The sequence below is a fragment of the Haliea atlantica genome, assembly GCF_054779855.1.
In genome coordinates this window covers 606,957-629,329 of record NZ_BAAGXL010000003.1, presented here as the reverse complement: position 1 = coordinate 629,329, position 22,373 = coordinate 606,957, and the positions used below count along the sequence as shown (strand labels likewise).

22 protein-coding genes are annotated in these 22,373 nt (G+C 65.3%); 9 read left to right on the top strand and 13 right to left on the bottom strand.

The window, feature by feature from the left end:
* Positions 1-86: 86 nt before the first annotated feature.
* From ACYVGS_RS02930 to dmpG, 5 genes are all read left to right on the top strand, one after another.
* The gene (locus tag ACYVGS_RS02930) at positions 87-1,313 is read left to right on the top strand and encodes an acyl-CoA dehydrogenase family protein (RefSeq protein WP_460587138.1); all 1,227 of its coding nucleotides are present in this window, start codon (positions 87-89) and stop codon (positions 1,311-1,313) included.
* A gap of 22 nt (positions 1,314-1,335) precedes the next feature.
* The gene (locus tag ACYVGS_RS02925) at positions 1,336-2,169 is read left to right on the top strand and encodes an alpha/beta fold hydrolase (RefSeq protein WP_460587137.1); all 834 of its coding nucleotides are present in this window, start codon (positions 1,336-1,338) and stop codon (positions 2,167-2,169) included.
* The gene (locus ACYVGS_RS02920; protein ID WP_460587136.1) at positions 2,162-2,950 is read left to right on the top strand and encodes an FAA hydrolase family protein; all 789 of its coding nucleotides are present in this window, start codon (positions 2,162-2,164) and stop codon (positions 2,948-2,950) included. The genes ACYVGS_RS02925 and ACYVGS_RS02920 overlap by 8 nt, the downstream gene beginning before the upstream one ends.
* 41 nt (positions 2,951-2,991) lie before the next feature.
* Complete coding sequence (locus ACYVGS_RS02915; RefSeq protein WP_460587135.1) at positions 2,992-3,900, top strand: acetylating acetaldehyde dehydrogenase; 909 nt, start codon at positions 2,992-2,994, stop codon at positions 3,898-3,900.
* A 470-nt stretch (positions 3,901-4,370) separates the two neighbouring features.
* Positions 4,371-5,426, top strand: a complete 1,056-nt coding sequence (gene dmpG, locus ACYVGS_RS02910; protein ID WP_460587134.1) for a 4-hydroxy-2-oxovalerate aldolase — start codon at positions 4,371-4,373, stop codon at positions 5,424-5,426.
* A gap of 109 nt (positions 5,427-5,535) precedes the next feature.
* Here dmpG and sthA read toward each other — a convergent pair whose 3' ends face one another.
* Positions 5,536-6,933 carry a Si-specific NAD(P)(+) transhydrogenase gene (gene sthA, locus ACYVGS_RS02905; protein WP_460587133.1) on the bottom strand — a complete coding sequence of 466 codons (1,398 nt, stop codon included), beginning with the start codon at positions 6,931-6,933 and terminating at the stop codon, positions 5,536-5,538.
* Between the two features lie 96 nt (positions 6,934-7,029).
* Complete coding sequence (locus tag ACYVGS_RS02900) at positions 7,030-7,632, bottom strand: MarR family winged helix-turn-helix transcriptional regulator (protein ID WP_460587132.1); 603 nt, start codon at positions 7,630-7,632, stop codon at positions 7,030-7,032.
* Positions 7,633-7,893: 261 nt separating this feature from the next.
* Between ACYVGS_RS02900 and ectA the strand changes: the two genes are divergently transcribed.
* From ectA to ACYVGS_RS02880, 4 genes are all read left to right on the top strand, one after another.
* Positions 7,894-8,382 carry a GNAT family protein gene (ectA, locus tag ACYVGS_RS02895; protein WP_460587131.1) on the top strand — a complete coding sequence of 163 codons (489 nt, stop codon included), beginning with the start codon at positions 7,894-7,896 and terminating at the stop codon, positions 8,380-8,382.
* A gap of 76 nt (positions 8,383-8,458) precedes the next feature.
* Positions 8,459-9,793: an aspartate aminotransferase family protein gene (ectB, locus tag ACYVGS_RS02890; RefSeq protein WP_460587130.1), complete on the top strand. Its 1,335-nt coding sequence runs from the start codon at positions 8,459-8,461 to the stop codon at positions 9,791-9,793.
* Positions 9,794-9,877: 84 nt separating this feature from the next.
* On the top strand, positions 9,878-11,335 hold the full coding sequence (locus tag ACYVGS_RS02885; protein ID WP_460587129.1) for an aspartate kinase: 1,458 nt from the start codon (positions 9,878-9,880) through the stop codon (positions 11,333-11,335).
* Between the two features lie 245 nt (positions 11,336-11,580).
* Positions 11,581-12,264 carry an OmpW/AlkL family protein gene (locus ACYVGS_RS02880; protein WP_460587128.1) on the top strand — a complete coding sequence of 228 codons (684 nt, stop codon included), beginning with the start codon at positions 11,581-11,583 and terminating at the stop codon, positions 12,262-12,264.
* An 11-nt stretch (positions 12,265-12,275) separates the two neighbouring features.
* Here ACYVGS_RS02880 and ACYVGS_RS02875 read toward each other — a convergent pair whose 3' ends face one another.
* The 11 genes from ACYVGS_RS02875 to fnr all read right to left on the bottom strand — a co-directional run bounded on the left by ACYVGS_RS02875 (position 12,276) and on the right by fnr (position 22,309).
* Positions 12,276-13,001, bottom strand: a complete 726-nt coding sequence (locus ACYVGS_RS02875; protein WP_460587127.1) for a sulfite exporter TauE/SafE family protein — start codon at positions 12,999-13,001, stop codon at positions 12,276-12,278.
* On the bottom strand, positions 12,998-13,282 hold the full coding sequence (gene ccoS / locus ACYVGS_RS02870) for a cbb3-type cytochrome oxidase assembly protein (RefSeq protein WP_460587126.1): 285 nt from the start codon (positions 13,280-13,282) through the stop codon (positions 12,998-13,000). Before ccoS ends, ACYVGS_RS02875 begins: the two co-directional genes overlap by 4 nt.
* Positions 13,283-13,288: 6 nt before the next feature.
* The gene (locus ACYVGS_RS02865; protein ID WP_460587125.1) at positions 13,289-15,697 is read right to left on the bottom strand and encodes a heavy metal translocating P-type ATPase; all 2,409 of its coding nucleotides are present in this window, start codon (positions 15,695-15,697) and stop codon (positions 13,289-13,291) included.
* Positions 15,698-15,704: 7 nt separating this feature from the next.
* On the bottom strand, positions 15,705-16,196 hold the full coding sequence (locus ACYVGS_RS02860) for a FixH family protein (RefSeq protein WP_460587124.1): 492 nt from the start codon (positions 16,194-16,196) through the stop codon (positions 15,705-15,707).
* Positions 16,193-17,605, bottom strand: a complete 1,413-nt coding sequence (ccoG, locus tag ACYVGS_RS02855; RefSeq protein WP_460587123.1) for an RdxA/RdxB/FixG family protein — start codon at positions 17,603-17,605, stop codon at positions 16,193-16,195. The genes ACYVGS_RS02860 and ccoG overlap by 4 nt, the downstream gene beginning before the upstream one ends.
* A gap of 78 nt (positions 17,606-17,683) precedes the next feature.
* Positions 17,684-18,562, bottom strand: coding sequence for a cytochrome c family protein (gene ccoP / locus ACYVGS_RS02850; RefSeq protein WP_460587122.1), 879 nt, complete (start codon positions 18,560-18,562; stop codon positions 17,684-17,686).
* Entirely contained in the window at positions 18,555-18,737 is a 183-nt protein-coding gene (locus tag ACYVGS_RS02845) for a cbb3-type cytochrome oxidase subunit 3 (protein ID WP_460587121.1), read from the bottom strand. Before ACYVGS_RS02845 ends, ccoP begins: the two co-directional genes overlap by 8 nt.
* Before the next feature lie 2 nt (positions 18,738-18,739).
* A complete protein-coding gene (gene ccoO, locus ACYVGS_RS02840) occupies positions 18,740-19,348 on the bottom strand; it encodes a cbb3-type cytochrome c oxidase subunit II (RefSeq protein ID WP_460587120.1) in 609 nt (202 codons plus the stop codon).
* A gap of 15 nt (positions 19,349-19,363) precedes the next feature.
* On the bottom strand, positions 19,364-20,803 hold the full coding sequence (gene ccoN, locus ACYVGS_RS02835; RefSeq protein WP_460587119.1) for a cbb3-type cytochrome c oxidase subunit I: 1,440 nt from the start codon (positions 20,801-20,803) through the stop codon (positions 19,364-19,366).
* 40 nt (positions 20,804-20,843) lie between these two features.
* Positions 20,844-21,452, bottom strand: coding sequence for a Yip1 family protein (locus ACYVGS_RS02830; RefSeq protein ID WP_460587118.1), 609 nt, complete (start codon positions 21,450-21,452; stop codon positions 20,844-20,846).
* Positions 21,453-21,562: 110 nt separating this feature from the next.
* Positions 21,563-22,309 carry an FNR family transcription factor gene (fnr, locus tag ACYVGS_RS02825; RefSeq protein ID WP_460587583.1) on the bottom strand — a complete coding sequence of 249 codons (747 nt, stop codon included), beginning with the start codon at positions 22,307-22,309 and terminating at the stop codon, positions 21,563-21,565.
* Positions 22,310-22,373: the final 64 nt, after the last annotated feature.

The window sequence follows — 22,373 nt, the reverse complement described above, 5'->3', positions numbered from 1 at the left end:
ATTTAGCCCAAATGAAGGATGCTGCCGGGAAAGGTCTATTCTTTAATGGGCAGTTAACCGCAAGAACAAGTAACGAGGTGCGATAAATGACAATGCAACAGGCGGTAACCGCGGCCAGTGCGGCGGATCAATACGGTTTGGCTTCCCCGCGTGCTCAGGCGCTGCTGGAGGCCGCACGTGCCATGGGCCCCACGCTGCGCGAGCGGGCCGCCCAGTGTCGCGAGGCGCGCAAGGTGCCCGAGGAAACCATCGCCGACTTCCAGAAGGCGGGTTTCTTCAAGGTTCTGCAGCCGGAACAGTGGGGCGGCTATGCCATGGACCCGCAGGTGTTTTACGCCCTGGGCCTGGAAGTGGCCAAGCACTGTACCTCCAGCGCCTGGGTCCTGGGCGTGGTCGCGGTACACAACTGGCAGCTGGCGGTCTTCGACGACCAGGCGGCCCAGGATGTCTGGGCGGACGACCCCAGTGTCCTGATCTCCTCCTCCTATGCCCCGGTGGGCAAAGTGACCCCGGTTGAAGGCGGCTACCGTCTGAGCGGCCGCTGGAGCTTCTCCTCCGGTTCCGAACACTGCAAGTGGGTATTCCTGGGCGCCGTCGTGCCCACCGAGGAAGCGCCCTTTGACATGGCCAACTACCGCACCTTCCTGCTGCCGATCAGCGATTACAAGATCGTCGACAACTGGGATGTGGTGGGCCTGCAGGGCACCGGCAGCCACGACGTCGTGGTCGAGGACGTGTTTGTTCCGGAGCATCGCACCCACCGGGTGATGGACGCCTTCCTCTGCGACAACCCCGGCAACAAGGTGAATGACGCGCCCCTGTACCGCATCCCCTTCATGCAGGTCTTCGTGCGTGCGGTCTGCACCGCGACCCTGGGTTGCCTGGAAGGTTCGCTGGAAGATTACATCGAGGTGGCCAAGACCCGCCGGGTCGGCCCCACCCTGATGAAGGACGATCCGGTCGCGCGGCGCCTGGCGGCGGAGGTCAAGGCCTCCATCGAGGAAATGAAGCGCACCATGTACAGCAATTTCGACGCGATGATGGCCTGCGCGCGGGCCGGCGAGGAGATCCCCCTCGAGGATCGCGTGCGCTACCGCTACGACTCGGCAGTGGTCGCCGACCGCTGCCTGGACCTGTCCGGCCGCATGCTCAAGGCCGCGGGCTCCGGCGGTATCCGCATCGGTAGCGACCTGCTGTCGCGGCACCTGGATATTCTGGCCAGCCAGGCCCACGTGGCTAACCACTCGCTGCCCTTCGCCGCGAACATGGGTGGTGTGATGTTCGGTGCCGACAACACCGATCTGGCCATCTGACGCGGCCCGGGGGACTACAGACATGGGAATGATCGGACTGTTGCCGGAAGGCAACTACGCGGACTGCGCCAACGGCCACCGCATGCACTACCTGGACGAGGGTCAGGGCGACGTGGTGGTGTTCCTCCACGGCTCCGGCCCCGGTGCCAGCGGTCACAGCAACTTCAAGGGCAACTATCCCGCCCTGGTGAAGGCCGGCTACCGCTGCATCGTGCCCGACCACGTCGGTTACGGCTTTTCCGACAAGCCGGACGATGTCGAGCACACCCTCGACTTCTTCGTCGAGTGCATCAAGCAGACCCTGGATGTGGCCGGCGTCAGCCGCTGCACCCTGGTCGGCAACTCCCTGGGCGGCGCGGTGGCTATCGGCCTGGCGCTGGACTACCCTGAGCTGGTGGAAAAGCTGATCCTGATGGCCCCCGGCGGCCTCAGTGAACTGCCGGAATACCAGCAGATGGCCGGCATGCAGAAGGTCTTCAAGGTCTTCGGCTCCGGTGAGCCGGTCACCCACGAGGTGATGAAGGACCTGTTCGCCACCGGCCTGATGTACGATTCGCAGCACGCCACCGACGAACTGGTGAAAGAGCGTATGCAGATCATGCAGATCATGAATGGCCACTGCATGGCCAGCATGCGGATTCCGGTGCTGACCGAGCGCCTGTCGGAGCTCCAGTGCCCGGTGCTGGGCTTCTGGGGCATCAACGAGCAGATGATGCCGGAGAACGGTATCAAGGCCATGTACGACAACATCAGCCAGCTGCGCCTGGTACTGGTATCCGAGTGCGGCCACTGGGTGATGGTGGAGCACGAGGACATGTTCAACCGCTACTGCCTGGACTTTCTGCAACATGGATGAGCAACAGCGCGCCGCTGCCGGCGAGGAACTCTACCGGGCCCTGCGCGAGTGCCGGACCCTGGACCCGCTGACCGAGCGCGTGGCGGACATCAGCATCGAGGATGCCTACCACATCAGCCAGCGCATGGTGAGCCTGCGGGTGGAGCGCGACGGCGAGCAGATCGTGGGCAAGAAGATCGGTGTCACCAGCAAGCCGGTACAGGACATGCTGGGCGTGTTCCAGCCGGACTTCGGCTTTCTGACCGACGCCATGGAATACCCCGACGGCGCCGAGATTCCGGTGGCGGGCAACCTGATCCAGCCGCGCGCGGAGGGCGAGATTGCCTTCCGCCTGAAGAAGGACCTGCAGGGCCCCGGGGTGACCGAGCAGGACGTGCTGGATGCCACCGAGAGCATTCTGCCCTGCTTCGAGATCGTCGACTCGCGCATCCGCAACTGGGAGATCAAGATCCAGGACACGGTGGCGGACAACGCCTCCTGCGGGGTCTATGTGCTGGGGGAGACCGCGGTGGACCCGCGGGACTTCGACCTGCCGAAGCTGAAGATGACCATCTGGAAGAACGGCGAGTACCACTCCGAGGGCCTGGGCAGCGCGGTGCAGGGCAATCCCCTGACGGCGGTGGCCTGGCTGGCCAACACCCTGGGGGAGTTTGGTATTCCCTTCAAGGCGGGGGAAGTGATTCTCTCGGGCTCCCTGGCGCCGCTGATTCCGGTGGTGGCGGGTGACGAGATGCGACTGGAGATCGAGGGTATCGGCGGCTGCAGCTGCCGCTTTGTCTGAGTTCCGGATTGACCACGATACGACGAGATGGAAACGCAATCATGAGCAAGAAAATCAGGGCCGCGATCATCGGCCCGGGCAACATTGGCACCGACCTGTTGATGAAGGCCATGCGCAGCGAGCTGGTGGAGCCGGTGTGGATGGTGGGTGTGGACCCGGAGTCGCCGGGCCTGGCGCGGGCGCGGGACATGGGCATCAAGACCACCTGCGAAGGTGTGGACGGCCTGGTGCCGCACATGAAGGAAGACAACATCCAGATCTGCTTTGACGCCACCTCGGCCTATGTCCACGCGGACAACAGCGCCAAGGTCAACGCCCAGGGCGCGGTGATGATCGACCTCACCCCCGCGGCGATCGGTCCCTTCTGCATTCCGCCGGTGAACCTGCACGACGCGGTGGCGGCGAAGGCGATGAACGTGAACATGGTGACCTGCGGCGGCCAGGCGACCATCCCGATGGTGGCGGCGGTGAGCCGCGTGCAGCCGGTGATCTACGGCGAGATCGTGGCCACGGTGAGCAGCAAGTCGGTGGGCCCGGGCACGCGCAAGAACATCGACGAGTTCACCCGCACCACGGCCAAGGGCGTGGAGATGGTGGGCGGCGCCCAGCAGGGCAAGGCGATCATCGTGATCAACCCGGCGGAGCCGCCGCTGATCATGCGCGACACCATTCACTGCCTGACGGTGGACGAGCCGGACCAGGCGGCGATCACCCAGTCGGTACACGACATGGTGGCCGAAGTGCAGAAATACGTGCCGGGCTACACGCTGAAGAACGGCCCGGTGTTCGACGGCAACAAGGTGAGCATCTACATGGAAGTGGCGGGTTTGGGAGATTTCCTGCCGCGCTACGCGGGCAACCTGGACATCATGACGGCAGCGGGGCTGCGCACGGCGGAGATGTACGCCGAGCAGATTCTCGCCGGCAGTTTTGTGCCCGAGGCGGCCTGATCCGTGCCACTGCCTGTCACAGCGCGGTTTCCCCTGACACTGCGCACTGATTGCCGGGGCTGGCACTGCGTGACGGTTTCAGGACACGCATGAACCCATCCCTGGGGCTCGACGGCGACATCCCTGTCGCCGACGGTCCTGAAACCGTCACACGGTACCCGCCCCTGCTGTTGTGGTGGCGGAGCGTGCGGAAGACTAGCCTGCGGTGGCAGTCGGGGTCCAATGCAGAGCAGCGGCCGGGCGTGACGAAGAGATGTGAAGGAACAAATTGGCACTGAGGGTGGTGTGGCCCGGTTGGGCGGTGGCGGGACCGTCGGCGACAAGGATGTCGCCGTCGAGCCCCAGGGACGGGTTTACTGCGTGTCTCGCCACCGCCCAACCGGGTCACACCGCCCGGAGTCTGACCGGAGCCCCGTCCTGATGGGTGGACGGGGCGAAGGCCAGCAAGAACTGTTTCGGGAGAAGCGACGATGGATTTGAAAGGCAAGAAGGTAACCGTACACGACATGTGCCTGCGCGACGGGATGCACCCGAAGCAGCACAAGATCACCGTGGCGGAGATGGTGGACATCGCGGTGGCGATGGACGCGGCGGGGATTCCGCTGATCGAGGTGACCCACGGCGATGGCCTGGGTGGCGCCTCGGTGAACTACGGCTTCCCGGCGGCGAGCGATGAAGAGTACCTCACCGCGGTGTGCAAGGCGGTGAAGAACACCAAGGTCTCGGCGCTGCTGCTGCCGGGTATCGGCACGGTGGACCACCTGAAGATGGCGGTGGACTGCGGGATTTCCTGCATCCGGGTGGCGACCCACTGCACCGAGGCGGACGTCTCGGAGCAGCACATCCAGATGGCCTCGCAGATCCAGGGCCTGGATACCGTGGGCTTCCTGATGATGGCGCACATGATCGAGCCGGAGCCGCTGGTGGAGCAGCTGAAGCTGATGGAGTCCTACGGGGCGAACTGCGTGTACATCACCGACTCGGCGGGCTACATGCTGCCGGACGATGTGGCGGCGCGGGTGAAGCTGGCGCGGCAGGAGCTGAAGCCGGAGACCGAGCTGGGCTTCCACGGCCACCACAACCTGGGCATGGGCATTGCCAACTCGCTGGCGGCGGTGGAGGCGGGTGCCTCGCGCATTGACGGCTCCCTGGCGGGCCTGGGCGCGGGTGCGGGCAACACGCCGCTGGAAGTGTTCCTGGCGGTGTGTGACCGCATGGGCGTGGAGACCGGAGTCGACCTGTTCAAGGCGATGGACGTGGCGGAGGATCTGATCGTGCCGCTGATGGACCACATGGTGCGGGTGGATCGCGACTCGCTGACCCTGGGCTGGGCGGGTGTCTACTCCAGCTTCCTGCTGTTCGCCAAGCGCAGCGCGGCCAAGTACGGCCTGTCGGCGCGGGACATCCTGGTGGAGCTGGGCCGTCGCCGTACCGTGGGTGGCCAGGAAGACATGATCGAGGACCTGGCGCTGGACATGGCCAAGGAGCGCGACGCCGCCAATGGCGGAGGGCGCAAGAGCGCCTGAGGGCCGCTTTTCCCCCGGGGCTGGACAGGCCAGGACCGGGGGGAGTACGTCGACAGCAAAAAGGCCGGGCAGGGAAACCTGCCCGGCCTTTTTGCGTGTGGTGCCCGGCTCAGCCCATCAGGCGGTTCAGGCCGTTGAGGGCGGCAATCCGGTAGGCTTCGGCCATGGTGGGGTAGTTGAAGGTCGTGCTGATGAAGTAGCGCAGGGTATTGCCGTCGCCCTCCTGCTTCATGATCGCCTGGCCGATGTGAATGATCTCGGTGGCTTCGGCGCCGAAGCAGTGGATGCCCAGAATACGCAGGGTCTCCGGGCAGAAGAGGATTTTCAGCATGCCCACGTCTTCCCCGGAGATCTGCCCCCGGGCGGTATCCTTGAAAAACGCGCGGCCGACCTCGAAGGGGACGCGGGCGTCGGTCAGTTCGCGTTCGCTCCGGCCCACCGAGCTGATTTCGGGGATGGTGTAGATGCCGGTGGGCACGTCATCCACGAAGCGTGTGTGCGCCTTGCCGCGGGAGACCGCCGCCGCGGCGCGCCCCTGGTCGTAGGCGGCGCTGGCCAGGCTGGGCCAGCCGATGACATCGCCCACGGCGTAGACGTTGGAGACCTCGGTCTGGTAATGCTTGTCGACCTTGAGTTGACCGCGGGCATCCGGCTCCAGGCCAATGGCGGCCAGGTTCAGGCGGTCGGTGTTGCCGGTGCGACCGTTACACCAGAGCAGGGCGTCGGCGCGCAGGTGCTTGCCGGATTTCAGGTGCAGGATGACGCCGCCTTCGGTGGCTTCCACGCGCTCGTACTCCTCCCGGTGGCGCACCATCACGCCGCGCTCGCGCAGGTGGTAGTCGAGGGCGACCGAGATTTCGTCGTCGAGGAAGGCCAGCAGATTGTGGAAGCTGTTGATCAGTTCAACCTTGATGCCCAGGCCGCTGAAAATCGAGGCGTACTCACAGCCGATCACGCCGGCTCCGTAGATCAGGATCTTGCGCGGGGTGTGCTGCAGGTCGAGGATGGTATCGCTGTCGTAGACCCGCGGGTGGGTGAAGTCCACATCCGCGGGGTGGTAGGGCCGGGAGCCGGTGGCGATCACGATATCCCGGGCGGTCAGGCGTTCCACGCGCTCTTCCTGGTCGAGAACCGCCAGGGTGTGCGTGTCGACAAAACTGGCCTGCCCGCGGTAGAGGTCGATGCCATTGCGCAGGTAGAAGCGGCTGCGCATGTCGACTTGCTTCTCGATCACCCCAGCGGCCACCGACAGCGCCACCGGGTAGGGGATCTGCCGGCTGTGGCCGATTTCCCGGAACAGCTTGCCGGTGTTGAAGCGCATCAGCTGCTTGACCGCATGGCGCAGGGCTTTCGAGGGGATGGTGCCGCGGTGGGTACAGCCGCCGCCGACCATGCTGTGACTCTCGATCACCGCCGCCCGCAGGTTGTGCTTGGCGGCGTTGAGTGCGGCACTTTCCCCGGCAGGGCCACTGCCGATAACCAGAACATCGTAATCGTAGGAATTCATGCTCCCCCGCTGGGTGACACGGTCCGGCGCAGGGCGCGACCGCGATAGGTAAAGGGATATTCTAGGGCGCGGTCGGGGGCGCGTAAATTCCCCCGCTTAGGCGCCGGTCTGATCGGTCTGTGGGGCGGGGTCGGTGGCCTCCTCGCGCAGGCGGCGGCGCCGTTTCATCGCGGTGAGGCTGCTGCCCGCGGCGTGGCGGTCGAGCAGGCCGATATCGAGGACCGGCGAGGCGTCGATATGCTCGGCGTCCATCATCCGGGCAATCCGCTGCAGGGAGGCAATAATCATGCTCTGCTCCCAGTCCTCCAGGGCGCCAAACTGCCGCGCAAACTGGTCCTGGAGAGGGACCGGCGCGGTTTCCAGGATGCCCATGGCCTCGTCGGTCAGGTGCGCGTGCACCTTGCGCTTGTCGGTCTCGCTGCGCTGTCGGTAGACCAGCCGGCGTTTTTCCAGGCGATCGAGGATCGTGGTGACGGTCGCCTGGCTCAGGCTCATGTCCGTGGCCAGCTCGCCGATGGTGACCTGGCCGCGATCGCGTATGGTCTGCAGCAGCAGGATCTGGGGAGCCGTCAGGCCGGTGGTCTTGGCCAGGTGCTTGGAGTGCATGTCGGTGGCGCGGATGACACGGCGCAGGGCGACCAGCACCTCTTCGATTCTTCCCAACAATACATCCTCGCTATCCGCCGAAACCAGGAACATAGTGTAACTCCCGCTGCAAATTTTCCGCACTCGACTACGCTTGAAAAAGAGACGAGTCGCGGTTTCACAGCCCGCCAATGGTGGGTATTTGGTACTCTAACCTTTAGAATTCTAAAAAAATAGTGACATGAAAAGCAAGATGTTTATAACAATGGGTGCTGAATCACCGCGGTTGGGCGGGCGGCGGCGGCCTTATAGCTTTGATTTTTGCTCGACCCTTCTATACAATGCTTAGCGTTCTAAACATTAGAGGTGAAATCAATGAGTGATTCCCTGCAGTTGCGCAAACCCCGAAAGGAAGACGGGATGGCGGTTCACCGCCTGATTGCAAACTGCCCGCCCCTGGATACCAACTCCGCCTACTGCAACCTGTTGCAGTGCTCCCATTTTGCCGACACCTCCGTGGTGGCCGAGATGGAGGGCGAGGTGGTTGGCTTCATCTCCGGTTACCGCGTGCCCGAGGCGCCGACCACGCTGTTCATCTGGCAGGTGGCTGTGGGTGAAAAGGCCCGCGGCCACGGCCTCGCCGGCCGCATGCTGGCAGCGATCTGTGATCGCGAGGGCAATGGCGACCTGAATGCCATGCAGACCACGGTGACGCCGGATAACGAGGCCTCCTGGGCACTGTTTGAAGGCTTCGCCCGCCGCCGGGGTGCCACCCTGGAGCGCAGTGTGATGTTCGATCGCGAGGCGCATTTCCAGGGCAGCCACGACAGCGAGATGCTGGCCACCATCGGGCCTCTGCGTTAGTGCAGATCGCCCTGTACCCGTCGGGTGCAGCATCCAGGCCGCAAACAGACCAACAGATCGTCGCAGAGGATTGAGCATGAAAATATTTGAAGAAATCGAATCGGAAGTTCAGAGCTACGCCCGCTCCTTCCCGCGCGTGTTTCACCGCGCCCAGGGAGAATTCATGTATGACGAGGAGGGCGAGCAGTACCTGGATTTCCTGGCTGGTGCCGGCACGCTCAACTACGGTCACAACAATCCGCTGCTCAAGGAGGCACTGATTGCCTACATCCAGGAGGATGGCATCACCCACGGCCTGGATCTGCACACCCGCGCCAAGGGCGCCTTCCTGGAGACCTTCAGCGAGAAGATCCTCAAGCCCCGCGGGCTGGAATTCGTCATGCAGTTCACCGGCCCCACCGGCAGCAACGCCGTCGAGGCGGCGCTGAAACTGGCGCGCAACATCAAGGGCCGCGAGAATATCATCTCCTTCACCAATGGTTTCCACGGCGTCAGCCTGGGGTCCCTCGCGGTGACCGGGAACTCCCACCACCGCGGCGCCGCCGGCACCAGCCTTGGCGGCACCGAGCGCATTCCCTACGACGGTTACCTGGGGGATGGCATTGACACCACGGCTTACCTGGACAAGATGCTTTCCGACTCCAGCAGCGGTGTGGACACCCCGGCCGCGGTGATCGTCGAGACGGTCCAGGGCGAGGGTGGCATTAACGCCGCCAGCTTCGAGTGGCTGCGCAACCTCGAGGCGGTCTGCCGCAAGCACGACATTCTGCTGATCGTGGACGACATCCAGGCCGGTTGCGGCCGCACGGGGACCTACTTCAGCTTCGAGGAAGCGGGGATCTCGCCGGACATCGTGACCATGTCCAAGTCTCTCAGTGGCTACGGGCTGCCCTTTGCCGTCGTGCTGATTCGCCCGGAGCTGGACCAGTGGCGTCCCGGTGAGCACAACGGCACTTTCCGCGGCAACAATCTGGCCTTTGTTACCGCCAAGGCCGCCATCGACCATTTCTGGAGCGACGATAGCTTCGAGCGCCAGATCAAGGCCAAGGCGGCCTACGTATCGGATCGCCTGCAGGCGATTGTCGACCGCTACGGCGAGGGCAACTTCGAGACCCGCGGCCGCGGCATGTTCCAGGGGATCAACTGTGTCAACGGCGAGATCGCCGGCAAGATCACCCGGGCCGCCTTCAAGCAGGGTCTGATTATCGAGACCAGTGGCGCCGACGACCAGGTGGTCAAGTTCCTCTGCCCGCTGACGATCTCGGAGGGCAACCTGAAGCGCGGCATCGACATCGTCGAGAAGGCGATTGCCGAAGTCTGCGCCGGTGAGGACCACATTCCCGAACCGGTGGACTTTTTCGAGGAGGACTACAGCGCCTCGGACGATGACCGCTTCAAGGTGGCGAGCTAGGCGAGGCATGGGCCCCGCGGCTGCCGGCCGCGGTGGCAGTCGCCTCGCGGCGGCGGATAAAACGGAATCAGCAAGCAAATCAACGTGGGGGAAAGTGTGAACGACCACAGAGTTGAGAAAATCGGTGGCACATCCATGAGCAACTACGAGGCAGTGCGCGACAGCATTGTCCTCGGCCAGCGCAACGGCGATACGCTGTACCAGCGTATTTTCGTGGTATCCGCCTACGGCGGCATGACCAACAAGTTGCTGGAGCACAAGAAGGATGGCACGCCCGGCGTCTACGCCCTGTTTGCCAACAGTATCAAGGACCGCAGCTGGGAAGACATGCTGGAAAAGGTGCGCGCCGAGATGCTGGCGATCAACACCTCGCTGTTTGACGAAAGCACGGCCCTGAACGAGGCGAATGCCTTCATCAACGAGCGTCTCGATTCCGCACGCAAGGTGCTGGAGGACCTGCAGAGCCTGTGTGCCCACGGTCACTTCTCGGTGGAAGATCACCTGGTGACGGTGCGCGAGATGCTCTCCAGCCTGGGTGAAGCCCACAGTGCCTGGAATACCGCGCGCCTGTTGCAGCGCGACGGCGTCAACGCGCGCTTCGCCGATCTCACCGGCTGGCAGTCGCCCGAGCAGCTGACCCTGGACGAGCGCATCCTCGACACCTTTGCCGATATCGACCTGGCCAACGAGCTACCGATTGCGACCGGCTATGCCCACTGCAAGAACGGCCTGATTACCCGCTTTGATCGCGGTTACAGCGAGATGACCTTCAGTCGCATTGCGGTGCTGACCGGCGCCCGGGAGGCGGTGATTCACAAGGAGTTCCACCTCAGCAGTGCGGATCCCGGCCTGGTGGGCGAGGACAACGCCGTGCCCATTGGCCGCACCAACTACGATGTGGCCGACCAGTTGGCCAACCTGGGGATGGAGGCGATTCACCCCAAGGCCGCCAAGGGCCTGCGCCAGAATGGCATTCCCCTGCGGGTGAAAAACACCTTCGAGCCGGAACACACCGGCACCCTGATCACAGGCGACTATATCAGCGAGACGCCCTGTGTGGAGATTATCGCCGGCTGTCGCGGTGTCTATGCGCTGGAGCTCTTCGACCAGGACATGGCCGGCCTGGTCCACGAGTACGACGCCGAGTTCCTGGCCAACATCAAGCGCTTCAAGGCGCACATGGTGGCCAAGGACATAAACGCGAACACGGTGACCCACTACCTGGACACCAACCTGAAGACCGTGCGCCGGATCAAGACGGCGCTGCAGGAGGCCTTCCCGGAAGCCGAGCTGCGCGAGCAGAAAGTGGCGATCGTGTCGGCCATTGGCAGTGACATGCAGGTGCCGGGAATCCTGGCGCGCACTGTGCGCTCGCTCTCCGAACACGACATCAGCGTGCTGGCGATCCACCAGTCCATGCGCCAGGTGGACATGCAGTTCATCGTCAACGAGCACGATTACGAGCAGGCCATCCGCAGCCTGCACCAGGGGCTGGTCGAGCCCTACGATCACGGCCGCGCCATCCGCCTGGCCGCCTCCTGAGCACTGCCTGCGGCGGCCGCACCCATAAGGGGGGCGGCCGCCGTGCGCCCCGTCCTGAAGCTTCCCGTTCCCGCCGGTCCCGATCGGTTCCCCGCTTTTCACCCGCCAGGCCGTTTTGCTTGATCGAGATCAAGCCAGGGCTTTTGTCTCCGCTGTGTTTTTGACACGGGTCAAGGCGCGCCGCGCCGACTCTCCTTATGCTGGCAACACTGAAGCAGTAAACGTCCAACACAAGGAGTAGACGCATGCACAAGATGACAGGGCTGGCTTTGGGGATTGCTCTGCTGAGTGGCACGGGCATGGCCCAGGCCTATGAGGCGGGTGACTGGATCCTGCGGGTCGGCGCCGCCACGGTTGCCCCCGACGAGGACAGCCAGGCGGTCCGCATTCCCACGGCTCCGCCGACCGTCCTGCCCGGTGTCGGCATCGACAATGACACCCAGCTGGGCATCATCCCCGCTTACATGGTGACCGACAACCTGGGCTTTGAGCTCCTGGCCGCCACCCCGTTCACCCACGACGTGGATGTGCTCGGCGCGGGTCTGCCGGCGGGCGAGGTCACTCACCTGCCTCCCACCCTGAGCCTGCAGTGGTATCCCCGCGGTGGCCAGAAGGGCTGGCAGCCCTACTTTGGGCTCGGGGTGAACTACACCTTCATCTACGACGAGGAAGTCAGCGGCGAGCTGGAAGGTGCCCTGGGCAGTCTGATTGGTGCCAGCAGCGCCGAGCTGTCACTGGACGACTCCTTTGGCCTGTCCGCCCAGCTCGGCGTGGATATCCCCATCGGTGAGCGCTGGGCGCTGAACCTCGGGGTGTGGTACATCGATATCGATTCCGAAGCCACCATTCGCACGGATGTGGGCAACGTGAAGTTCGATGTGTCGATTGACCCCTGGGTCTACAACGCCGGTATTGCCTGGCGTTTCTGAAGCGGGGCCCGCTAGTGGTGCCTGTGGTGGGCGCCACTGGGCATGTCCCCGCCCGGGGATTCCACTCCGGGCAGGGGCATGCGCAGGTGGCCGGCGTGGCTGACGGTCAGGTAGAGGCTCCAGAGCCCGCCGAGGATCAGCAGCAGCGCAATCGCCACCTTTAGCCCGCGCCGGCGCAGCTGCACCTGTACGACCCCCGCTCCCAGGCTGGCACCCAGCATGGCGGGCAGGGTGCCGAGGCCAAAGCAGAGCATGACCAGGGCCGCCGACAGGCTGTCGCCGGTGGTCGCGGCAAAGGCCAGTGCGCTGTAGATCAAGCCGCAGGGCATCAGCCCCCAGCACATCCCCAGCAGACCAGCCTGCCATGGCCGGCGCACCGGTAGCAGGGGCGTGAGCAGCCGCTGCACGGGCCGCCACAGCCAGGCGCCGCCGCGCTCCAGCCACAACAGGCCGCGCCACCAGTCGGCAATGTACAGCCCCATGGCGATCAGCAGCGCCCCCGACAGATAGCGCAGGCCGAGGGTCCAGGCGGCGAGATCCAGGCTGCCGGCCAGGAGGCCCAGCAGGGCCCCCAGCAGGCTGTAGCTGGCCAGCCGCCCGGCATGATAGCTGAGGGTGGTCGGCAGGCCGGTGGCTCCCCCCAGTTGCAGGGCGCTGGCAATGCCGCCGCACATACCCAGGCAGTGGCCGGCCCCGGCCAGGCCGATCAAAAAGGCCGCCAACAGTTCACCGCTCACCGCGAGTCCTCCTTGTGCTGCACAGTGTCGCCGCCGGGAGCGGCGTTGTCGCTGCCCGGTTCTGCGTCACCGCCACCGTTTTCTGCGCCGTCGCTCTCGGTTTCGCTCTCGGTTTCGCGCGTGTCGTCCCCGCCTGTCTCGGGGGGTGGCTCCGCCAGGATGCGCCAGGCATCCTTGTCCAGGTCATCGTACTGACCGCTGTCGATGGCCCAGATCAGCAGGCGTATGGCAATGGCACAGAAGATCAGGGCAATGGGTATCAGCAGGTACAGGCTATCCATGGGCGGTCACCGGGCCTTGCGGTTGAGTCGCAGGGAGTTCAGGACCACCAGCAGGGAACTCGCCGACATGCCCAGGGCGGCCAGCCAGGGTGGCACGAAGCCGAGCGCCGCGAGGGGAATGCCGCAGGCGTTGTAGCCGATGGCCCAGGCAATGTTCTGACGCATGATCCGCCGGCAGCGGGCGGCCATGTCGAGGCTGTCGATCACGGCACCCAGGTTGCCTCGCTCGATCACCAGGTCCGCCTCGGCCCGGGCCAGATCGGCGGCGTTGGCCACGGCGAAAGAGGCGTCGGCGGCCCCCAGCAATGGCGCGTCATTGAGGCCGTCACCGACGGCGGCGACCTGCTCGCCCCCGGTCTGCCAGCGCTGAACCTCGGCCAGTTTCTGTGCCGGGGACAGGCCCAGGCAGACCTGGTCGAAGCCCAGGCTTTCCGCCAGCCGGCGTCCGCCGGGGGAGCTGTCGCCGCTGAGCAGGGCCAGTTTCAGGCCGCGCTGTCGGGCCGCCTGGAGAATATCCCGGGTCTCCTCGCGCAGGCTGTCGTCCAGGCCAAACCAGGCCAGTGCCTGCTGGTCCCGGCACAGGGCAAAGCGGTAGAGACCGTCGTCGGGTGGCGCCGGCAGGTCGGGGGCGATCTCGCGGCAGAAAGCCTCGCTGCCGATACGGTAGCGCACCCCGGCATGCAGGCCTTCCACGCCGCAGCCGGGGATCGCCCGGGCCTGCTCGAAGGCCGGCTGCCCCGGCGCGGCGGGGAAGGCCGCGGCGGCGGGGTGGGCGCTGTACTGCTGCAGGGCGGCGGCGAGGTCTTTCAGCGCGTCGTCGGCGAGATCTGCCAGGGGCCTCACCTCGCGCAGCCGGAGATCGCCCACGGTGAGCGTGCCGGTCTTGTCAAACACCAGCCAGTCGACGTGGGCCAGTGCCTCCAGGGCATTTTCCCCGTGCACCAGCACGGCACGGCGGCGCAGGGCGTTGGCGGCGGCGGTCAGGGCCGCCGGGGTGGCCAGGGCCAGGGCGCAGGGGCAGCTGATGACCAGCACCGACAGACTGACCCAGAGCGCCCGGGCGGGGTCCAGGTTCAGCCAGGCGAGGGCGGTTGCCGCGGTGATCAGCAGGATCGCGGCGACGAAGCGTCCGGCGATGCGATCGGCGAGCCGGGCCAGTCGCGGCTTGACCCGCCGGGCCCGCTCCACGCTGTGTTGCAGTGCCGCCAGCCGCGACTGTTCATAGACCGCCTCGACACGGATCTCGAGGCGGTTCTCCAGGTTCAGCGTGCCCGCGTACACGGCGGCGCCCGGCGCCACGGCGCGCGGCAGGGGCTCGCCGTTGAAGCTGTCCTCGCGGACGGCGCTGCTGCCCCGGTACACCTGGCCGTCGACGGCGATGGTTTCCCCGGGCATCACGCGCACCCGGTCACCCGCGCGCAGTTGGCGCCGGGGCAGGCGCTGCCACTGGTCCTCCCGTTGCACGGTGACCGTGAGGGGCAATGCGGCCTCCGCGCTGTCGCAGGCGATGGCGTGACGGCGGCGCACGCGCTTTTCCAGGAAGCGGCCGAGGAGCAGGAAGAAGGTGAACATCACCACCGAGTCAAAGTAGACCTCGCCGCTGCCGCGCAGGGTGGCCCAGATACTGGCCAGCCAGGCAAGGCCGATGGCCAGGGCCACCGGCAGGTCCATGACCAGTGCGCCCTGGCGCAGGTGCCGCCAGGCGGTGGTGAAGAAGGGGCGGGCGGAGTAGAGCACCACAAAACTGGCCACCAGCAGGCTGACCCCGCGCAGCAGGGCCTGGTGCTCGGCGGCGATGCCCTGCATGTCACCGGCGTGCAGGGCGATGCCGAACATGCCCACCTGCATCATGCCGATACCGGCAACCGCGACGCGGCGCAGGTCCTGGCGGAACTCGCTGTCGATCAGCTCGCGCTGGGCCGAGCGCTGGAAGGGGCGCACGCTGTAGCCCAGGGCCTCGACCCGGCTGGCCAGCTGCGGGGGTTGTATCAGTGCCGGGTCATAGCGCAGGTCGAGGCGCTGCTGTTCCAGCTGGACCTGGGCGTCCTTGACGCCCGGCAGGCCGGCCAGGCTGTGCTCGATCAGCCAGGTACAGGCGGCGCAGGTCATGCCGCCGATCAGGAAGCGCGCCGACTCGTCGCCGTCGGGGAGGCGTTCGGTGAACTGTTCGCGCAGTCCGGCCTCGTCAAACAGGCGGAACTCCGCCTGCAAGTCGGCGGGGGGCTCCGCGGGCCGGGTGCTGTAGGCGGTGCGCTGGCGGTAGAAACCGCTCATGTGGCTGTCGGCAATCAGGCCGGCGACGGCGGCGCAGCCGGGACAGCACATCGGCTGCGCCACGCCGTCGATGGTAACCGTCAGGGGCTCGCCGGCCGGGAGGGGCTCGCCGCAGTGAAAACAGCTCTGACGCGGAGTCACGCCGGTCTCAACCCGGGGCGTCCGGGACCAGGTCTGCCGCGTGGATGACGCCATCCAGGCGCCAGGGTTCGCCGGCGCTCTCCCCGGACAGGCGCCAGTGCCAGCGCTCGCCCGCGGGTTGCGGCAGGGCACCCACGTAGACCCCGGGAGCCACGCGCTTCAGCGTGACCTGCTGGTCGCGGTCCGCCTCCAGGGGATGCGAGAGCAGCAGTGCCAGGCTGTCATCGGCGGCGGCACCCTGCAGGTGAACCGTCACCTGGCGCGGGGCGAGGGCAAGGCTGGCCCGCAGCGAGAGCTCGCTGGCGGACTGCTGCATCTCCAGCTGCCGGTTGATCGCCAGGCCTTCCTTGTAATAGTCGGTCACCACCAGGTCGTCGGCGTGACGGGTGGCGATGTAGAGCATGTAAAAGCTGGCAATGACCACCGAGCCGGGCAGGGCGATCAGGAACCAGGGCCAGAACTGGCGGTACCAGGGAGTGCTTGCGGTATCCGGTATCACGACATGGGCCTCATGAAGCGCGATTCGGAAGAGATCTCCAGGTCGCGCTGGTCAGTGGACTGCAGGCGGAACTCGACCACCGTCGCCGGGGTGTTGGCATTGCCGGCCGGCTCGCGCACCCGCAGGGTGATGCGGCGCACTTCCCCGGCGTCGACGGTGTGCCGGGTCTCACCGATCAGACGGGCACCGGGCAGGCCCTCGAGGCTGACCTCGAACTCGTGGGCGGCCTCGTCCATATTGGCGACGCTGAGGGTGTAGATGTTTTCCACGCTGCCATCCTGGGTGGTGACATACAGTTCGGTGCGGTCGCGAATCACGGTCATCTCCAGGGGCGTCCGGTCGAGAATGCGCCAGCTGAACAGCCCGGCCATCACCAGCAGCACCAGGGTATAGCCAATCACCCGGGGACGCAGCCAGTGGGTCTGCTCGCCCTCGAGTGCGCGTTCGCTGGTGTAGCGGATCAGGCCCCGGGGGTAGGACATCTTGTCCATCACCGAGTTGCAGGCGTCGATGCACAGGGCGCAGCCGATGCACTCGTACTGCAGGCCCTCGCGGATATCGATGCCGGTCGGGCAGACCTGGACGCAGAGTTCGCAGTCGATGCAGTCGCCGAGCCCCAGGGCCCGGGGGTCGACGTCGCGGCGGCGGGAACCGCGCGGTTCGCCGCGGCCGGGGTCGTAGGACACGATCAAGGTGTCGCGGTCGAACATCACCGACTGGAAGCGGGCGTAGGGGCACATGTAGGTGCACACCTGTTCGCGCATCCAGCCGGCGTTGATGTAGGTGGCGCAGGTGAAGAACAGGGTCCACAGCACCTGCCACTTGCCGCTGCTCAGGGTGAGGAACTCCCACAGCAGGTCGCGGATGGGGTAGAAGTAGCCGACGAAGGTGGCGCCGGTGGCAAAGGCGACGAACAGCCAGCCGCCGTGCTTCAGACCCTTGCGCAGGACTTTCTCCGCGCTCCAGGGCGCCTGGTCGAGCTTCATGCGCTGGTTGCGGCTGCCCTCGAAGCGCTGTTCGATCCACATGAAGATCGAGGTCCAGACCGTCTGCGGGCAGGTATAGCCGCACCACAGCCGGCCGGCGAAGGCGGTGACGGTGAACAGGGCAAAGGCCGCGATGATCAGCAGGAAGGCGAGCAGGGGGAAATCCTGGGGCCAGAAGGTCAGGCCGAGGATATGGAACTTGCGCGCCGGCAGATCGAAGAGGACCGCCGGTCGCCCGTCCCAGGTCAGCCAGGGCAGCAGGAAGTAGCCGGCCAGCAGCGGCCAGCCAGTGAACAGTCGAATGCGCTGGAAGAAACCTTCGATATGCCGCGTGTAGATCTTCTCGCGGCGCTGGTAGAGGTCGACCTCCGCGACTTCCGCGGGGGCCAGTTCCTTGACGTCAATCAGGTCTTTGTCCGACATGCTTCCGGGTTCCTGCTGGGGGTGGGAACAGCCCGGTGGATGCGGCCCCGCACGGGGGCGGGGCCGCGGGGTACCGGCCTAGTGACTCAGGCTGTAGACGTAGGCCGAAATGATGTGGATCTTGTCCTCGGTCAGCGTATCGCTGAAGGCGGGCATCACACCATTGCGCCCCGCGCGCAGGCTGTGGGCAATCTGCTCCCGGCTGCCGCCGTAGAGCCAGATGCCGTTGGTCAGATTGGGCGCGCCGAAGGCCTTATTACCCTTGCCGTCGGGGCCGTGGCAGGCGGCGCAGTAGCTGGCGAAGATTTCCTTGCCCTTTGCGGCCTGTGCCTCGTCCACCGAGCGTCCGTTCAGGGACAGCACGTATTCGGTGGCCTGGGCGATACCCGAATCCCCCAGGATCTGCCCCCAGGCGGGCATGGCGGCCTGGCGCCCGTTGATCAGAGTGGCCTTGATGGCTTCCGGGCTGCCGCCCCAGAGCCAGTCGTCATCGGTCAGGTTGGGGAAGCCATAGCGACCCTTGCCGTCGGCCCCGTGACACTGGGCGCACTCGTTGCCGAACATGCGGGCCCCCATGCGTCGCACGGCGGGGTCCTGGGCAATTTCCTCGATCGGCTGTGCCAGGTAGCGGCTGCGCATCTCGCTGTAGCGCGCCTCCGCCTCGGCCACTTCGGCCTGGTGCTGCTCGACCTGGGTCCAGCCCAGCAGGCCTTTGTAGTTGCCCATGCCCGGGTACATGATCAGGTAGCCAATCGCCCACACCAGGGTGATGACAAAGAGATAGAACCACCAGGCGGGCAGGGGATTGTCGTACTCCTCGATGCCGTCGTAGACGTGCCCGGTGGTGCGTTGATTTTCACCCACGTCGCGCTTGCGGTTGGCGAACAGGATCCACCACAGACCCACCAGGGTAATGACGGTGAGCAGTATGACCCACCAGCTCCAGAAGCTAGTCATGCTTGCGTGCCTCCTCCTGTTGGGTCCGGCGATTCATTTCTTCATCGGCGAAGGGCAAGTGCCGGGCCTCCTCGAAACTCTTGCGTCGTTTTCTGCTCCAGGCCCAGATGCACACGCCGATGAAGGCGATCATCAGCATGAGGGTGCTGAGGCCCCGCAAATCGTTGATATCCATGGCTAGCGCCTCGTCTGTATCAGGGTGCCCAATTGCTGCAGGTAGGCGACGACGGCATCAATTTCCTGCTTGCCCTCCACCGCGGCGGGGGCGCCCTCGATATCGGCATCGGTATAGGGCACACCCAGCTTGCGCAGGGTGCGCATCTTCTGCGAAATGCGCTCGCCGTCGATGCTGTTGTCAAACAGCCAGGGGTAGGCGGGCATGTTGGACTCCGGGACCACGTCCCGCGGGTTGTAGAGGTGGGCGCGGTGCCAGTCGTCGCTGTAGCGCTCGCCGACGCGGGCCAGGTCCGGCCCCGTGCGCTTGGAGCCCCAGAGGAAGGGGTGGTCGTAGACAAACTCGCCGGCGACCGAGTAGTGGCCGTAGCGTTCGGTCTCTGCCCGCAGCGGGCGGATCATCTGCGAGTGGCAGTTGTTGCAGCCCTCGCGAATGTAGATGTCACGGCCTTCCAGCTCCAGGGCGGAGAGGGGTTCGAGGCCCTCCACCGGCTCCTTCACCTGCTTGCCGGCGATCAGGGGGACCAGCTCCACCAGGGTGCCAAAGCTGATGGCGATAATGATGAAGATGATCATTATCCCGGTGTTGGTTTCGACAATCTCGTGTTTCATGCGTGGCTCCCTGTGTCAGGCTGCACTGGCGGCGGGCGCCGTCTGGCTTGCGGTGTCGTCGCGGCGCGCGGTCATGTAGACGTTGTAGGCCATGATCAGCATGCCGGCGAAGAAGATGGCGCCACCGGCCAGGCGGACCAGGTAGCCCGGATAGCTCGCGGCAACCGACTCGACGAAGGTGTAGGTCAGGGTGCCGTCCTCGTTGTAGGCGCGCCACATCAGGCCCTGGAGAATGCCGTTGACCCACATGGAGGCGATGTAGAGCACGGTGCCGATGGTCGACATCCAGAAGTGGGTGTTGATCAGGCTGATGCTGTACATGCGCTCCTTGGCGAACAGGACCGGAATCAGGTGGTAGATCGAGCCGATGGAAATCATCGCCACCCAGCCCAGGGCCCCGGAGTGCACGTGGCCAATGGTCCAGTCCGTGTAGTGGGACAGCGCGTTGACCGTCTTGATCGACATCATCGGGCCTTCAAAGGTGGACATGCCGTAGAAGGACAGGCTGACCACCAGGAAGCGCAGGATCGGGTCGGTGCGCAGTTTGTGCCAGGCACCGGAGAGGGTCATGATGCCGTTGATCATGCCGCCCCAGGAGGGTGCCAGCAGGATGATCGACATCACCATGCCCAGGCTCTGGGCCCAGTCGGGCAGGGCGGTGTAGTGCAGGTGGTGGGGGCCGGCCCAGATGTACACGGCGATCAGCGCCCAGAAGTGGACGATACTCAGCCGGTAGGAGTAGACCGGGCGCTCGGCCTGCTTGGGCACGAAGTAGTACATCATGCCGAGGAAACCGGCGGTCAGGAAGAAGCCTACCGCGTTGTGGCCGTACCACCACTGCACCATGGCGTCCACGGTGCCGGCGTAGGCGGAATAGGACTTGGTCAGGTCAACCGGCAGGGCGGCGCTGTTGAGCAGGTGCAACACGGCCACGGTGACGATGAAACCGCCGTAGAACCAGTTGGCGACGTAGATGTGGTTGACCTTGCGCTTGACGATGGTGCCGAAGAACACGATCGCGTAGGACACCCAGACCACGGTGATCAGCAGGTCGATCGGCCACTCCAGCTCGGCGTATTCCTTGGAGCTGGTCATGCCCAGGGGCAGGGTGATGGCGGCGGCCACGATGACCAGCTGCCAACCCCAGAAGGTAAAGGCCGCCAGCTTGTCGGAGATCAGCCGGGTCTGGCAGGTGCGCTGGACCACGTAGTAGGAGGTGGCAAACAGCGCCGAGCCGCCAAAGGCAAAGATCACCGCGTTGGTGTGCAGCGGGCGCAGGCGCCCGAAGCTGGTCCAGGGCAGATCGAAGTTCAGGGCGGGGAAGGCCAGCTGGGCGGCGATCCAGACGCCGACCAGCATGCCGACGATGCCCCATACCACGGTCATGATGGCAAACTGGCGCACGACCTTGTAGTTGTAGGTCGGGTGTTCCAGAGCCGCGTTGAGTTCACTCATGATCAGTGTCCACAGTCAGGCGAGAATTGAAGGTTGGGGTTCAGAGTGCGTCGGTGAAGGCAGGCCCCGTACCGACGTCCCAGAGGAGTACCGTGGCCACCATCAGTGAGACCAGGATGACCAGGCCCACGGCGACCACCGCCGAGGAAAACAGAAAGCCGCGCTCCTCGGGAATGTTCATCATGATCGGAATGCCCTGGTAGAGCAGGAATACCGACCAGCTGACGGCGATCACACCGAATAACAGGTCCAGCCACAGCAGCGGGTAGATACCCACAATGCCGAACACGAACAGCGGGGTGACGGTCAGACCCGCGGTGATGATGCCCCGCGCCAGACCCACCTGGGCGCCGTAGGTGCCGGCCATCCAGTGAATGAAGTAGCCCACCGCCGCCACGCAGCCGAGCATGGCGAAGTAGAACAGCAGGGTCAGTTCGCGGGCACTGTCCGCCGTCAGGCGAATGGCGTCGTCGTCCCCCGCCACGGTCCAGCCGACCTGGCTGGTCCCGTAGTACCAGGATACCGCGGGAATGATCGCCAACAGGCAGGGATAGAGAAGCAGGGTATTGAAGGAGCGAGTGGGCATGGCGGCAATGCGACGCCATTCCGCGCTGGGCTTGATCAGGAGTCCGATTGTATGTTGGAGCATGTTTTTAGTTCCCCGATGGTTAAGCGACTGGCGGCTCGAGGGCATTGTAAATGTTGCCCCCGGGCCGGCCATGACACAGATCAAGGCAGCGTGGTTTGCCCCGATGTTGTTCAGGTGCCCAGGTTGGCGGCGCGTTCCAGGGCGGCGTTATCGAGCACGTGGATCTCCTTGTTGTCCACGGCGAGGACACCGTTTTTCTGCAGCCGGCTGAAAACCCGGCTGATGGTCTCCACCGTCAGGCCGAGATAGTTGCCGATGTCGATGCGCGACATCGGCAGCCGGAACTGGGTGGCACTGAGATGGCGGCGGGCGTTGCGCCGGGCAATGCTCAGGAGCAGCGTGGCGACGCGCTCCTCCGCGGCGTTCTTGGACAGCAGGGTGATCAGCAGCTGGTCCTCGGTAATTTCCCGGCTCATCAGCTGGAACAGGTGGCGCTGCAGCCCGGGGAGATGGGCGCTGAGGCGTTCCAGGGAGTCGAAGGGGATGGCGCAGATGGCCGAGGTTTCCAGCGCCCGGGCAGAGGAGGCATGGGCGCCGCTGCTGATGCCGTCCATGCCGAGGATTTCACCGGGGAAATAGAAGCCGGTGACCTGTTCGCGGCCGTCGCCGGTGGTGCGGAAGGCCTTGACGGCCCCCGAGCGCACGGCGTAGATCGACTCGAAGGGGGCGCCCTCGCGGTAGAGCAGGTCGTTCTTCTGCAGGGGCTTGCTGCGCTGGATGATGCGCTCCAGGCGGTCGAGATCCTCGCCGTTGAGGGCCAGCGGCAGACAGATCTGGCTCAGCCGGCAGGTGTCACAGCTGACCCGGTACTCGTGGCTGCAGGCACTGCCGATGTTGGCGTCGCTGGAGTTGGCCATTCGCGCTGACACGTCATTCCCCTCGGGGCTCGCTGGAGTCGCCCGCCAGTATATCGGAAATCCA